13 protein-coding genes and 1 tRNA gene are annotated in these 14,030 nt (G+C 62.7%); 2 read left to right on the top strand and 12 right to left on the bottom strand.

The features are described from left to right. The 6 genes from T281_RS12145 to T281_RS12170 form a co-directional block, all read right to left on the bottom strand. Positions 1–3,123 (bottom strand): transglutaminase family protein (locus tag T281_RS12145; protein WP_037239198.1); only part of this gene is annotated, 3,123 nt, incomplete at its 3' end. Between the two features lie 163 nt (positions 3,124–3,286). Further along, complete coding sequence (locus tag T281_RS12150) at positions 3,287–4,192, bottom strand: carbon-nitrogen hydrolase family protein (protein WP_155955225.1); 906 nt, start codon at positions 4,190–4,192, stop codon at positions 3,287–3,289. After that, the gene (locus T281_RS12155; RefSeq protein WP_037239201.1) at positions 4,192–4,776 is read right to left on the bottom strand and encodes a GNAT family N-acetyltransferase; all 585 of its coding nucleotides are present in this window, start codon (positions 4,774–4,776) and stop codon (positions 4,192–4,194) included. The genes T281_RS12150 and T281_RS12155 overlap by 1 nt, the downstream gene beginning before the upstream one ends. A 93-nt stretch (positions 4,777–4,869) precedes the next feature. Next, the gene (locus T281_RS12160) at positions 4,870–6,906 is read right to left on the bottom strand and encodes a protein meaA (RefSeq protein ID WP_052037430.1); all 2,037 of its coding nucleotides are present in this window, start codon (positions 6,904–6,906) and stop codon (positions 4,870–4,872) included. A 302-nt stretch (positions 6,907–7,208) separates the two neighbouring features. Continuing rightward, a complete protein-coding gene (locus T281_RS12165; RefSeq protein WP_081796771.1) occupies positions 7,209–8,147 on the bottom strand; it encodes an outer membrane protein in 939 nt (312 codons plus the stop codon). A gap of 317 nt (positions 8,148–8,464) precedes the next feature. After that, a complete protein-coding gene (locus tag T281_RS12170) occupies positions 8,465–8,719 on the bottom strand; it encodes a GlsB/YeaQ/YmgE family stress response membrane protein (protein ID WP_037239207.1) in 255 nt (84 codons plus the stop codon). Between the two features lie 176 nt (positions 8,720–8,895). On the opposite strand from T281_RS12170, the gene T281_RS12175 reads away from it, so the two are divergent. Further along, positions 8,896–9,246, top strand: a complete 351-nt coding sequence (locus T281_RS12175; protein ID WP_037239210.1) for a hypothetical protein — start codon at positions 8,896–8,898, stop codon at positions 9,244–9,246. Positions 9,247–9,320: 74 nt separating this feature from the next. Here the strand turns inward: T281_RS12175 and ahpD are convergent, their stop codons facing one another. The 3 genes from ahpD to T281_RS12190 form a co-directional block, all read right to left on the bottom strand. After that, on the bottom strand, positions 9,321–9,854 hold the full coding sequence (gene ahpD / locus T281_RS12180; protein ID WP_037239214.1) for an alkylhydroperoxidase, AhpD family: 534 nt from the start codon (positions 9,852–9,854) through the stop codon (positions 9,321–9,323). Positions 9,855–9,978: 124 nt separating this feature from the next. Beyond that, positions 9,979–10,533 (bottom strand): peroxiredoxin, encoded by a 555-nt coding sequence (locus T281_RS12185; protein WP_013418822.1) that lies wholly within the window; start codon positions 10,531–10,533, stop codon positions 9,979–9,981. 289 nt (positions 10,534–10,822) lie between these two features. After that, positions 10,823–10,906: transfer RNA gene (locus T281_RS12190), tRNA-Leu, on the bottom strand. Positions 10,907–11,069: 163 nt separating this feature from the next. On the opposite strand from T281_RS12190, the gene T281_RS12195 reads away from it, so the two are divergent. Then, positions 11,070–12,602: an acyl-CoA carboxylase subunit beta gene (locus T281_RS12195; protein ID WP_037239216.1), complete on the top strand. Its 1,533-nt coding sequence runs from the start codon at positions 11,070–11,072 to the stop codon at positions 12,600–12,602. Positions 12,603–12,754: 152 nt separating this feature from the next. Here T281_RS12195 and T281_RS12200 read toward each other — a convergent pair whose 3' ends face one another. The 3 genes from T281_RS12200 to ccmC all read right to left on the bottom strand — a co-directional run. Continuing rightward, positions 12,755–13,354 carry a DsbE family thiol:disulfide interchange protein gene (locus T281_RS12200; RefSeq protein ID WP_037239218.1) on the bottom strand — a complete coding sequence of 200 codons (600 nt, stop codon included), beginning with the start codon at positions 13,352–13,354 and terminating at the stop codon, positions 12,755–12,757. Further along, positions 13,351–13,530: a heme exporter protein CcmD gene (gene ccmD / locus T281_RS12205; RefSeq protein WP_037239231.1), complete on the bottom strand. Its 180-nt coding sequence runs from the start codon at positions 13,528–13,530 to the stop codon at positions 13,351–13,353. Before ccmD ends, T281_RS12200 begins: the two co-directional genes overlap by 4 nt. Continuing rightward, positions 13,523–14,030 (bottom strand): heme ABC transporter permease CcmC (ccmC, locus tag T281_RS12210; RefSeq protein WP_037239239.1); only part of this gene is annotated, 508 nt, incomplete at its 5' end. The genes ccmC and ccmD, both read right to left, overlap by 8 nt.

Below are 14,030 nucleotides of genomic sequence, written 5' to 3' on the forward strand. Positions count from 1 at the left end.
ATAGCGGCAGCCGCCAACGGAGCGCCCGGCGTGGCTGTCGTAAAGGTCGAACACGAGCGGCGTATGCGGCGGGATCGTCGGCTGAAGGCAGCTTGATGGCCACCACGCACGGAAGCGCACGCCCGCAACCGCCTCGCCATGCGTGCCGGTCGGCTTCAGCGGCACGGTCACGCCGTTGCAGAGCAGCTGATAGCGATTGCCGAGATTGCCCTTCACCTTCACCTGAAGGCGTTCGAGCGACGAATCGACATAGCGGACGGTGCCGCCCGGCGAGCCTTCCTCGCCCAGCACGTGCCACGGCTCCAGCGCCTGCCGAAGTTCGATCTCGATGCCCTGATAGTCCACGCTGCCGTAAAGCGGGAAGCGGAACTCGAAATGCGGCGCGAACCACTCGGCCTCGACCGGGAAGCCGGCGTCCTTCAGATCGCCGATCACGTCCTTGAAGTCGGCCCAGACGAAATCCGGCAACATGAAGCGGTCGTGCAGTTCGGTGCCCCACGGGATGAGGCGGCGTTTGAAGGGCTTCTCCCAGAACCACGCGATCAGCGCGCGAAGCAGAAGCTGCTGCGCGAGGCTCATTTGCGCATGCGGCGGCATTTCAAAATTGCGGAACTCGACGAGGCCGAGGCGGCCGGACGACGAATCCGGTGAGTAGAGCTTGTCGATGCAGATTTCCGCGCGGTGCGTATTGCCCGACGAGTCGATGAGCAGGTTGCGGAAGACGCGGTCCACGAGCCACGAAGGTATCCAGCCGTAATCCTTGTCGGGGATCTGGCTGAGCGCGATTTCCATCTCGTAGAGCGAGTCGTTCCGCGCCTCGTCGATGCGCGGCGCCTGGCTGGTCGGGCCGATGAAAAGGCCCGAGAACAGATAGGACAGCGACGGGTGGTTCTGCCAATAGGCGATGATACTGCCGAGCAGGTCCGGGCGGCGCAGGAAGGGGCTGTCGGCTGGCGTTTTCGCGCCGAGCACGATGTGGTTGCCGCCGCCGGTGCCGGTGTGGCGGCCGTCGACCATGAATTTCTCGGTGCCGAGCCGGGCGAGCCGCGCCTCTTCATACACCGTCTCGGTGATGTTTACCGCCTCATCCCAATTCGACGCGGGCTGAATGTTCACCTCGATGACGCCGGGATCGGGCGTGACCTTGATGACGTTGAGGCGCGGATCGTGTGGCGGGTGATAGCCCTCGACATGGACCGGCTGGCCCGTGATCTTCGCGGTTTCCTCGATGGCGGCGGCAAGCGCGGCGTAATCTTCCGCATCGACGAGCGGCGGCATGAACACGCACAGATGCCCGTCGCGCGGCTCTATGACAAGCGCGGTGCGGACATTGCCGAACACCTCGGTCGGCACGAGCGGCGCAGGCGGAGCGGGAGGCGCAAGCAGCGTCACCGACTCGCGGCGGCTCCTCAGAAGCACCTCGCGCGACGGCATGGAGGCACGCGCCGCGAACGGATCGGTCGGGATGATGTGCGGATAATTAGACGGCACGATGTAGGGCGTGGACGACAGCGGCAGGCGATAGCCCACGGGCGAATCGCCCGGCACGAGATAGAGCCTGCGGCGACGGAAGTTCCACTTCTCCGTCACCCATGTGCGGCCGCGCGCCTGACTGTGCCACACCTGAATCGGCATGACGTAGCCGGACGGCTTGTCGAGGCCGCGCTCGAACACGCGGATGACGCGGTCGCGCTCCTGCGGGTCGTCGAGCTTGTTGTCCTCGGGCTCGACGTTGATCGGCAGCTTCTGCTCGATGAGAAGAAAATGCGCCGGATCTTCATAGGCCGGAACGCCCGCATCGGCGGGGAGGTCGAGTTGTTCCGCCAGCACTTCCGCAAAGCGGCCCGCGTCTTCCTGGGTTGCAGGCTTCACGGGGATTTCGTGGTCGATATGCGCTTCGTTTTCCCAGAGCGGATGGCCATCGGCGCGCCAGTAGACCGAGAACGACCAGCGCGGAAGCTGTTCGCCGGGATACCACTTGCCCTGCCCGTAATGCAGGAGGCCGCCCGGTGCGAAGCGGTCGCGCAGGCGGCGGATCAGCTCTTCGGCATAACGGCGCTTCGTCGGGCCAACGGCGTCCGTGTTCCACTCCGCGCCGTCAACGTCGTCGATAGAGACGAAGGTCGGCTCGCCGCCCATCGACAGGCGCACGTCGCCTTCATCAAGCCGCCGATCGACCTCATGCCCAGCCGCCGCGATAGCCTTCCACTGGTCGTCCGTGTAGGGCAGCGTCACGCGCGGGCTTTCATAGATGCGCTGCACCTGCATGTCGAAGCCGAACGTCACCTCAGCCTCATCATGCTCGCCGGAAATGGGCGCGGCACTCTGCGGAGAGGGCGTGGCGGCAAGCGGAATGTGGCCTTCGCCCGCGAACAGACCGGATGTCGGATCGAGGCCGATCCAGCCCGCGCCGGGAAGGTACACTTCCGCCCATGCGTGCAGGTCGGTGAAATCCACCTCGGTGCCGGACGGCCCGTCGAGCGACTTCTGATCCGCCTTCAACTGAATGAGGTAGCCGGAGACGAAACGCGCGGCGAGGCCGTAGTGTCGCATGATGTGCACGAGCAGCCAGCCCGAATCGCGGCACGAGCCGGAGCGATTCTTCAGCGTCTCTTCCGGCGTCTGAACGCCCGGCTCCATGCGTATCAGATAGGCAATATCCTTCTGGAGCTGCAAATTAAGCGCCCAGATGAAATCGATGGAGGTCTTCGCATCGATCTTGAGACCGGCGATGTACTCTTTCAGAAGCGGCCCCGGCGTCTCGGCCTTGAGGTAGGGCGCGAGTTCTTCCTTCAGCGACGTGTCGTAGTCGAAGGGCCAGTTCTGCGCGTATTCCTCGACGAAGAAGTCGAAGGGGTTGATCGTGGCCATGTCCGCGACGAGGTCCACCACCACCTTGAACTCACGCGTCTTTTCAGGAAAGACGAGCCGCGCCAGATAGTTGCCGAACGGATCTTGCTGCCAGTTGATGAAATGCTCTTCCGGCGTGATGCTGAGCGAATAGGACAGGATCGGCGTGCGGCAGTGAGGCGCCGGGCGCAACCTCACAACCTGCGGGCCAAGCCCGGTCAGGCGGTCGTAATCGTATTCGGTCCGATGGGTCAGCGCGACATGGATGGCCATCGTTTCTCCTGACGGCGGGCGTGAGTCGAGTGCGGGCGCACAATGCTTCGCCTTGACACACCGTGCAAGCGTCATGCCTGAGGAAAAGAGACGTTTTTCCGTTACGGGGATTTGATGGAATGGGCGGAGGCGCTTTCGCTCCGAGGCGCGTCCTTGCGAGCGCCTATTTGAACGTGACGACCTTGGCTGGCGGAAGCTCCGACGCGCCGGGCTGCAAATCCCAGTCGCGGGCGTTGAGAACGTCGCCATCCTTTCGCACCTCGGTCAGAACGTCGAGGTCGAGCGTTGCGAATACCCATTGCGGCGCGTTCATCGTGCCTTCCTCAAGCACGCCGGACGGCGACGGAAACAACGGGTCCGACGGCGCGAAAAAGGCCGCCGCGCCGGAGTTGTGATCGACCGCGGCCGACCAGTCGGCTTCACCCACCGTGCAGGATTGAACGACATACACCTGGTTTTCGAGCGCTCTCGCGGCGCAGGCGTTGCGCACGCGGAAGTAGCCATAGGCCGTGTCGGTGCAGGACGGCACGAGGATCACCTCCGCGCCGGCGTTGCACATCGCGCGCACGATCAGCGGAAACTCGGAGTCGTAGCAGATGGCGATGCCGATCCTCGCGAGCCCGATGTCGAAGACGCAAAGGCCGGTGCCTGCGTCGATGCCCCAGTCCTCCAGCTCCGAGCGGGTGAGGATCTGCTTTTGCTGGCTCCCCGTCTCGCCGTGCGGCGTGAACAGGCGGGCGCGGTTCACGACGCTGCCGTCGGCAAGACGCGTCGGCGCGCTGCCCGCGAGGATATGAACGCCGTGCCGTTTCGCGAGGTTCGCAAATTCGGCTTCATAATCCGCGATGTAATATTGCATGGCCTCGATCGAGGCGTGGAGATCGCGCGAGACATGCCGCCCGGCGATGCGCGCAAGTTCCATCGACGCGTATTCAGGGAAGACGAGCAACTGCGCGCCCTTGACGACGGCCTGCTCGACCCAGCGGGCGAGCTTGCCCGCGAAGGCCGACATCGACGTCAGTTCATCGATGGGATACTGCGCCGACGCGATGCGAATGGTTCGGGCCATCAGTCGAGTTCCCGTATCCAGAATTGCATGGAATGCGCCGTTTCCTCAGGCTGATCGATGTCCTTCCAGGTGAAGGTCGCGATCAGCCCCTCCGCCCTGCGATATCCGCGCTTCCCCCAGAACGGATCGAGCGGCGAGTAGTCGGACGGCTTCAGCGGGTGATTATCGGGGCGCACCACGGCGCAGAATGCCGACGAGCGATAGCCGTGCGCTTTCGCATGAGCCTCACGCGCGTCGAAAAACGCGTGGCCTATGCCGCGCCCACGAAAAGCGGGATCGAGCACCGACTCGCCGCAATAGAAAATCTGCAAAGCATCAATGCCCCGCGCGCGGAAAGGCTCCCCGAACTGGTCGTTATGCCCTTCGAGCGCCGAGCCGGTTGCGCAGCCGACGATGCGGCCGTCTTCTTCCGCAACCACCGCTATGCTATCCGTCGCTTCGGCGAAGGACGCGAGATAGCTTTGCTCGTAGTCGAGCGAGCCATCGTAAAGATAAGGGAAGGCGCGGAAAACCTCGATCCGGAGCCGCGCGAGTTCCGGCAGCGCGCGCTCAAGGTCCGGCCCTGTCAGTGTCGAAATCCTCATGCCTTGAAGGCGTCCCGGTTGCTTCGAGCGTGAGAACCCCCGCCGGGCTGTCTCGTTCCGCTACGGTAAAGCTTTACTATGCTTGCACCACATTCAGGAGGCAAGCACCCTGAGATCCGGGTCCGTGAGCCGCACTAAACCTGCCATGATGTCGTTGAGCTGGAAGTCCTTCGGCGTGTAGATCGCCGCGACCCCGCAAGCCTTGAGCGTCGCTTCGTCCTCCAGCGGGATGATGCCGCCGACGACCACCGGAATGTCGGAGAGGCCCGCGGCGCGCATGCGGTCCATCACGTCGCGCACGAGCGGCACGTGGCTGCCCGACAGGATCGACAGGCCGACGATATGCACGCTTTCTTCGAGCGCCGCGTTGACGATCTGCGCGGGCGTCAGGCGGATGCCCTCATAGACCACTTCCATGCCGCTATCGCGCGCACGCACGGCGATCTGCTCGGCGCCGTTGGAATGACCGTCGAGGCCCGGCTTGCCGACGAGGAGCTTGAGCCTGCGTCCGAGCTTGGCCGAGAGGCGCGCCACATCGGCGCGGATGGTTGTCAGGTCGGCGCGAGCGCCCTGAGCCGCCGCGCGCGAAACGCCGGTCGGCGCGCGATACTCGCCGAACACCTGGCGCAGCGTGTCACCCCATTCGCCCGTCGTGACGCCCGCCTTCGCGCAGGCAATCGACGGCTCCATGATGTTGCGGCCTTCCTGCGCCGCCTCGCGAAGCGCGGTGAGCGTGGCGTCGACCGCCTTTGCGTCGCGGGCCGCGCGCCATGCCTTCAGCGCCTCGACCTGCTCGCGCTCGACCCCCTCGGGTACGGTCATGATCGAACCGCCGACACCGCCCGACAGCGGCGACGGCTCCGTTTCGGTCCAGCGGTTCACGCCGACGACGACCTGCTCGCCCGACTCGATCTTCTGGAGCCGCGCCGCATTCGCCTCGACGAGCCGCTGCTTCATATAACTCGAATCGACCGCCGCGATCGCGCCGCCCATGGCCTCGATCCGCGTCAGTTCCTCGCGCGCCTCGGCCTTCAGCGCCTCGACCTTCGCATCGATCTCGCGGCTGCCGTCGAAGATATCGCCATATTCCAGAAGATCGGTCTCGTAGGCCACGATCTGCTGCATGCGCAGCGACCATTGCTGATCCCACGGACGCGGCAGGCCAAGCGCCTCGTTCCACGCCGGAAGCTGGACCGCACGGGCACGCGCCTTCTTCGACATCACGACGGCCAGCATCTCGACGAGGATGCGGTAGACGTTGTTTTCGGGCTGTGGCTCGGTGAGGCCGAGCGAGTTCACCTGCACGCCGTAGCGGAAGCGGCGCAGCTTCGGATCGGTCACGCCGTAGCGCTTCTCGGCGATCTCGTCCCACAGTTCTACGAAGGCGCGCATCTTGCACATCTCGGTGACGAAGCGCATCCCTGCGTTCACGAAGAACGAGACGCGCGCCAGCGCCTGGCCGAACTCCTCTTCGGGGATTTCGCCGCTGTCCCTCACCGTATCGAGCACGGCCTGAGCGGTGGCGAGCGCATAGGCGAGTTCCTGCACTGGCGTCGCGCCCGCTTCCTGCAAATGATAGGAGCAGACGTTCATCGGATTCCACCTCGGCACCTCGCGGTAACAGAAGACCGTCACATCCTTGATGAGGCGCATGGACGGCTGCGGCGGGAACACATAGGTGCCGCGCGAGAGATATTCCTTGATGATGTCGTTCTGCACCGTGCCGGTGAGCTGGTTGCGGCTGACGCCCTGCTCGTCGGCGATGGCGACGTAGAGAGACAGCATCCACGCCGCCGTCGCGTTGATCGTCATCGACGTGTTCATCTTGCCGAGCGGGATGCCCGCGAGCAGCGTGCGCATGTCGCCGATATGCGCCACCGGAACGCCGACCTTGCCGACCTCGCCCTTCGCGAGCGGATGGTCCGAATCGTAGCCCGTCTGCGTCGGCAGGTCGAACGCGACCGAGAGCCCCGTCTGCCCCTTCGCCAGGTTCTTCAGGTAAAGCTCGTTCGAGGCCCCGGGCGTCGAGTGTCCAGCATAGGTCCGGAAGATCCAGGGCTGGTCGGGCTTGCGTGCGTCGGGCTTGGCTTGGTCGGGCTTGGCTTGGTCGGGCTTGTGTGCGTCGGACATGGGGCCGGTCTCGTTCTTTTTGATCCGTTTGCAGTGCACAATAGCACGCTGACTGCTAACGCCCCACCCTCCAAAAGACGAAAGTGCCCCCGCCAATGGTAGCGGGGGCTACGGTTCAGGCTTCGATGGGGCGTCTGGCGGAAGCGGCTTTGCGTAGCGGGAAGTCGGCCGAGGCGCCCTCGCCGGCTGGCGGCCAGCGCCTCCACCCTAAAGGCGCAAAAGCCTCCGCCGATGGGTTGGCGGAGGCTCGCGGTTCGAGGTGCGCCGGCTGGCGAACGCGGGTGTTCTGAGCGAAGGTGCGGCTATTTCAGGCCGACATATTCGCCGCCGCCGATATGGTAATTCAGGCCGACCGTGACGGCATCGGCGGTTATGTCGACCTTCGTGCTGCCTTTAAGCGTGGAGGTGTAGTGATTGGCATAAGTAGAACCAGCTGGCGCGCACGTACCGCCGACTGAGACGCAGTCATTATAGGAATACGAAATAGATCCAAAGTCGAAGTACTGATATTCGGCCTTCACGGACCAAGACGCGGTCAGCTTGTATTCGACGCCTGCTCCGACCGTCCAGCCGACCAGCGTCTCGCTGTGGCTGTAATTGAAAGTCGAGGGACCACCGGTTCCACAGGTACCAAGCGATTTGCAGTTTTGCCCCAAATACTTCGCGTCAAAATCAGCATCGAGGAAAGCGACGCCGCCCTTTGCATATATGAGAGTTTGACCAAACGAGTAACCAAGTCGCCCGGCAATATCGCCGTACAATCCACCGGACGCGGAATATTTGGCGTCGATAGCACAAAGATCTCTTCTGTCGCCATCATACTTAACGCTCCCATCCGGGTAGTGTGCGGTACACGAATCCGGCCGGAACGCCACATCCTTGCTGGCGTCAACTTTGAGATAGCCGATGTCGCCCTCAACGCCGAAGACCAAGTTGCCGCGCTGGAAGTTATAGCCGAGCTGTCCACCACCCGTGAACCCGTTGGTGTTCAGGTTGCCCTTGAACTGCGGATCGCCGTTGTAGTCGAAAACGTCATCGACGTCGGCCTTGCTCCACGCCGCGCCAACATGGCCGCCGAGGTAAAAGCCCTGCCACAGAGCAGGCGCTTCGTAAAAAGGCCCATCCTTGAGCCCGCCGCCACGGCCGTAAAGATCGGCTGCAAGGGCTGAACTTCCAGCAACCAGCAATCCACAGAAAGCAACTCCACACGCAAGGCGTGTAGACCTGAACACAGTATTCATGTTCCCACCCCAATCTACTCACATACCCGGTTCGAATTGCCCAATTCAGAACCGGTGAGCCAGTCGATCCGCGACCGTCTTTCTATTCATTAACGGCACGCGGACTTTTGGGCTAGGGCAACTGCTTGTGATCGAGCGTTTGGCTTGTGGAATTGTGATTATTTTATCACGAGAGGCGCGATAGGCTAAATATTTGTAGAATAACCTCTAGTTGAAAGGAATGAATACTGCGACGATCCGTCCTTCAACGGGAGATAGAGCGCGAGCCGGCGCTAAGGTCGGCCGATGCTCGCGCTCTCATCAAACTCGCGAACGACCTATCGGCGGACAAAACGGAGGACTACGAGCAGCAAAATTGCGCCGACCGTCGCGGTTATGATCGAGGCAACGGTGGGATTGCCTGTCACGTGCCCGCCCAGCGCCGGAAAAAGATAGAAGCCGATCGCCGCGCCGATGATGCCGACGACGATCGCGCCGAGAAGGTCGAGGCCGGTCGGCACGACGAGGCTTGCAAGCACGCCCGCTGCGAGACCGATCAGAACGATATAAAGAATTGAATTTGCGTCGGCCATGGTGTCCTCCGTTGATGAGCCGAAACCCGCGCTTCGCGGGCAGACGGAGCAATTCCGCCATCCCGTTAACGACGCGCTTCACAAAATCGTTCCGCTCCGCATAAAAGTGATTTTATTAAAATGACGACGCATCTCCGTCGCGAGTTAAGCGCGCGTGTGCCAACAAAGGCCAGATCATGAAGCTGCTGCAGTCGCTTTTGCTTTTTACGTTCACGATGATCGCGTCGCTGATCGCGTTTACCTATACAGCGATCCACTTCCCGACGACGATGCGCGAGCTTCTTTCCGGCGCGCAGCATGTCCGCGACCAGATGCAATCTCTTTATCTGCCCGATAACTTCATGGTTTGGGTCGACATCTTTTTGCAGCCCAACCAGATCGTGCTCGTAGGCATCTCGATTGCCATGAGGTTCGTGATCGGAATCATTGGAAGCTTCGTGTCGCGCAACCGCACGCCCACGCCAACGGCGCGGAGCGACCCAGCGCCGAGCGCCTCGGCCAGTTCGCCTTTCAGCCGGTGGGGCTGAGGCTCGTCGCATCGCATCGGCGACGTTGAGGGAACGAACGCGCGCCCCGCCGCGAACGCGGCGAGGCACAGGCGTCAGGCTTGGGCCGGCGTGCTCGCTTCGAGCGCCACGGCGACCGACTGCACGATCGCGGCGAAACGCACCGCCGTCTGGATCGTCTCCGACGTCACGCCGCCCTCGCGCAGAACCTTCTCATGTGCGTCGATGCACATGCCGCAGCCATTGATCGCGGACACGGCGAGCGACCAAAGTTCGAAGTCGTTCTTGTCCACGCCCGGATTGGCGATGACGTTCATGCGAAGCCGCGCGGGTTTCGTGCCGTATTCCTTGTTCGATGCGAGATGCACGAAGCGATAATAGACGTTGTTCATCGCCATGATGGACGCAGCGGCCTTGGCGGCTTCAAAGGCGGCGGGCGACAGGTGCTTCGCGGCCTCTGCCTCGAACGCGGCGGCAACTTCGCGGTTGCGCGTGGAGATCGCCGAGGCGAGCAGGAGCCCGTATTTCGTCTGTTCCGAAAGCGTCTGGTCGTTCAGCGTGGATGAGAGATTGAGCTTCACGTCCTTGGCGAAGTTGCCGAGGCGGTCTTTGATGGCGTCGATCGACATCGCGTGGTCCTGTAGGGAAAGTTGGAACTGTAGGAAAGTTGGAAACTGTAGGAAAGTTGACATGGCAAAGCCCGGACTGTCGCAATCGCGACACCCGGGCCGTGAGTTCAGAAAGCGGTCGCTGTTACGCGGCCTTGAGCGTGTCCCCGCCGACGGCGCGATTGCACGGGCAAAGCTCGTCGGTCTGAAGCGCATCGAGGACGCGGAGCGTATCGGACGGATTGCGGCCGACATTCAGGTTGTTGGCGTAAACGTGCTGGATGACGTTCTCGGGATCGACGACAAACGTGTAGCGATAGGCGACGCCGGCATCCGAGCGCACGCCGAGGCCATCGATCAGCGAGCCGGTTGTGTCGGCGAACTGCCAAAGGTTGAGGTTATGCAAGTCCTTATGGTCGCGGCGCCAGGCGAGCTTGCAGAACTCGTTGTCGCTCGATCCGCCGAGCACGATGGCATCGCGGTCGGCGAACTCGCTGGAGAGGCGCGCGAATTCGGCGATCTCCGTCGGGCAAACGAACGTGAAATCCTTCGGATAGAAGAAGATGACTTTCCACTTGCCCGGGAAGCTGGTTTCCGTCAGCGCCTCGAACGCGCTCACACCGTTCTCTTCATGATAGTTGAAGCCCGGCTTCACACCCGTGACCTCGAAAGACGGCAGCTTGTCGCCAATTCCCAACATAGCGAATTTCCCTTCCGGTTTTTGAACTCTCGGATTTGATTTAACGCAAACCGCGTGCCACTGGCATCACGTTGCGGTGCAACATGGCTGCTATGACTTAACCGCAAGACGGTTTGTCTGCCAGCACTTTCGCGCTTCGCTCATGCGAAAGAAGACCGAATCGCCTCGTCACGCGCGACCGCGCGCAAGTCACCCGACGCGTGCGCAGATGGGCAGCGTTTTGCGACAACGACCGAATCGGGTTGGTTATCTGGTGGCTTGGTGCGCCTCCCGGCGGGGGAAGCGAAAATGGTGCGGTCGAGAAGACTCGAACTTCCACGGGTTGCCCCACTAGCACCTCAAGCTAGCGCGTCTACCGTTCCGCCACGACCGCAGCGCCCCGTGATGTAATCGCCGGGGAGCCGCTTGTCTAACAAAAGATTCTCCCGGGCACAAGCCGCGACATGACATTCCAATTACGAATTTGCGACAACCGGCCTTCAGCGCTAGTGTGCGCCATTCTCAAGCATGCTCCTAGCCCGCATACCGGAAAAGCCATGAAAGAAATCATCGCCGAACTCGAACGCCGCCGCGCCGTCGCACGCCTGGGCGGTGGCACAAAACGCATCGAAGCCCAGCACAAGCGCGGCAAACTGACCGCCCGCGAGCGCATCGAGTTGCTCCTCGACGATGGCTCCTTCGAAGAATACGACATGTTCATGGAGCACCGCTGCACCGATTTCGGCATGGACTCCACCAAAATCCCCGGCGACGGCGTCGTCACCGGCTGGGGCACGATCAACGGCCGCGTCACTTATGTGTTCGCGAAGGACTTCACGGTTTTCGGCGGATCGCTTTCGGAAGCGCACGCGCAGAAGATCATGAAAGTTCAGGATATGGCGCTCAAGAACCGCGCGCCGATCATCGGCCTGTTCGACGCGGGCGGCGCGCGCATTCAGGAAGGCGTTGCGGCGCTCGGCGGCTACGGCGAGGTGTTCCTGCGGAACGTGCAGGCCTCGGGCGTGATCCCGCAGATTTCCGTTATCATGGGCCCCTGCGCTGGCGGCGACGTCTATTCGCCCGCGATGACCGACTTCATCTTCATGGTCCGCGACACGTCGTATCTCTTCGTGACCGGCCCGGACGTGGTGAAGACCGTCACGAACGAGGAAGTAACGGCCGAGGAACTCGGCGGCGCGAGCGTGCACACGACGCGGTCCTCAATCGCCGACCGGGCCTTCGACAACGACGTGGAATGCCTGCTCCAGATGCGGCGGCTGATGGACTTCCTGCCGCAGAACAACAAGGGCGCCGTGCCGCATCTGCCGACGCATGACGACATCCGCCGTCAGGAGCCCTCGCTCGCAACGCTCGTTCCGCCGGACGCGACGAAGCCCTACGACATGAAGGAACTCATCACGAAGATCGCCGACGAGGGCGATTTCTTCGAGATCCAGGAAACCTTCGCGCGGAACATCATCACCGGCTTCGCGCGCCTCGGCGGCTATCCCATCGGCATCGTGGCGAACCAGCCGATCATGCTCGCGGGCGTGCTCGACAGCGACGCGAGCCGCAAGGCCGCGCGCTTCGTGCGCTTCTGCGACTGCTTCAATATCCCGCTCATCACGTTTGTGGACGTGCCGGGCTTCCTGCCGGGCACCGCGCAGGAATATGGCGGCCTCATCAAGCACGGCGCGAAGCTGCTCTTCGCCTATGCCGAGGCGACCGTTCCGAAGATCACCGTCATCACCCGCAAGGCCTATGGCGGCGCTTACGACGTCATGAGCTCGAAGCATATCGGCGGCGACGTGAACTACGCATGGCCGACCGCCGAAATCGCGGTGATGGGCTCGAAGGGCGCGGCGGAAATCCTCTATCGCGCAGAGCTTGGCGACAAGGACAAGATCGCCGCCCGCGTCGCCGAGTACAAGGAGCGCTTCGAGAACCCGTTCATCGCGGCGGAGCGCGGCTATATCGACGACGTGATCATGCCGTTCAACACGCGCTATCGTCTGGCGCGCGCGCTCAACATGCTGCGCCACAAGCAGCAGGAACTGCCGTGGAAGAAGCACGACAACATCCCGCTGTGAGGAATAAAAAAACGGCCGGGTTTTCCCGGCCGTTTTTTTATTGAAAGTCTGACGCCGCTTTGCCGGGGCGGCTAACAAGCCGCTGAAAAACTCGAAAGCTTTTCAGTCCTCCGTCTTATCGGAAAACCGCTTCACGCTTTTCCGGACGCACTTCAAGACTGCGGCGGCGCAGCCTTCGCGGCCTTCTCCATCGCGGGCTTGATCTTCTGCGCGATGACTTCTTCTGTCAGCTGCCCGGCGTGGCGGTATGCGATGCGTCCCGCGCCGTCGATCACGAACGTCTCGGGCACGCCGTACACGCCGAAATCGATGGCCACGCGGCCGGTGTCGTCCACGCCGACGGCTTTATACGGGTTGCCGAGGCGGGACAGAAACCGCTTCGCGCCCTCAGGCGTGTCGCCCTTGTAGTTGATGCCGTAGACCGGAATGCCCTGCCTCGCGAGGTCGGTGATAAGCGGGTGCTCGACCTGACATGGCGCGCACCACGACGCCCACACATTGATGAGCGAAACGCGGCCCTTCTTCAACTCGTCGGACGAGAAGCCGGGCACGGGCAACCCCGTGGGGCTCGGCGCGCCGGGAAGCGCAGCAAGCTGGAAGTCTGGCACCGGCTTGCCGATCAACACGGACGGCAGGCTCTGCGGATCGCCGGTGCGAAGCTGGTAATAGAGCAGCGACAGCACAGCCACGACGATGACGACCGGCAGCACGAGACGGCGCGGCTTGTTCTGTTTTTCCGGTGTATCGGTCATGAATTTCCCTGTCCCTGGCCGGAGCGCCGCTTGAGCCCGCGCCGCTCGAGATCGGCGAGGCGCTTTGCCTGACCGCGCTCGTCGCCCCATGCCCACAATGCAAGGGCTACGACGCAAAACGCCGCCGCGCCGTAGGATATCCAGATGAAGGCCGCGTGAGGTCCGAGATCAAGCATTGGCCGCTTCCTCCGTTCCAGCGCGCGCCGCGTCGCCGCGCACATGCCGCGCGATCAGCGCATCGCAGCGCCGCCGCAGAATTTCGGCGCGCATCGCCTTGAAATGCAGCACCACGAAAAGGAGTGTGAACGCAATCGCCATCACGAGCAGCGGCCAAAGCAGCGACGAGTGAATCGTCGGGCCATCGGCGCGGATGACGCTCGCGGGCTGGTGCAGCGTATTCCACCAGTTGACCGAATATTTGATGATCGGGATGTTGACCGCGCCGATCAGCGCGAGGATCGCGGCGGCGCGCCCTGCCCTGCCCGGCTCGTCGACGGCTTGCCGCAGCGCGATGAGGCCTAGATACAGGAAGAACAGGATCAGCACGCTCGTGAGCCGCGCGTCCCACACCCAGTAGGCGCCCCACATCGGCTTGCCCCAGAGCGAACCGGTGACGAGCGCGAGCAGCGTGAACGTCGCGCCGATGGGCGCCGCCGCCTTCGCCGACACGTCAGCC

This window comes from Rhodomicrobium udaipurense JA643 (genome assembly GCF_000636015.1).
Classification (GTDB): domain Bacteria; phylum Pseudomonadota; class Alphaproteobacteria; order Rhizobiales; family Rhodomicrobiaceae; genus Rhodomicrobium; species Rhodomicrobium udaipurense.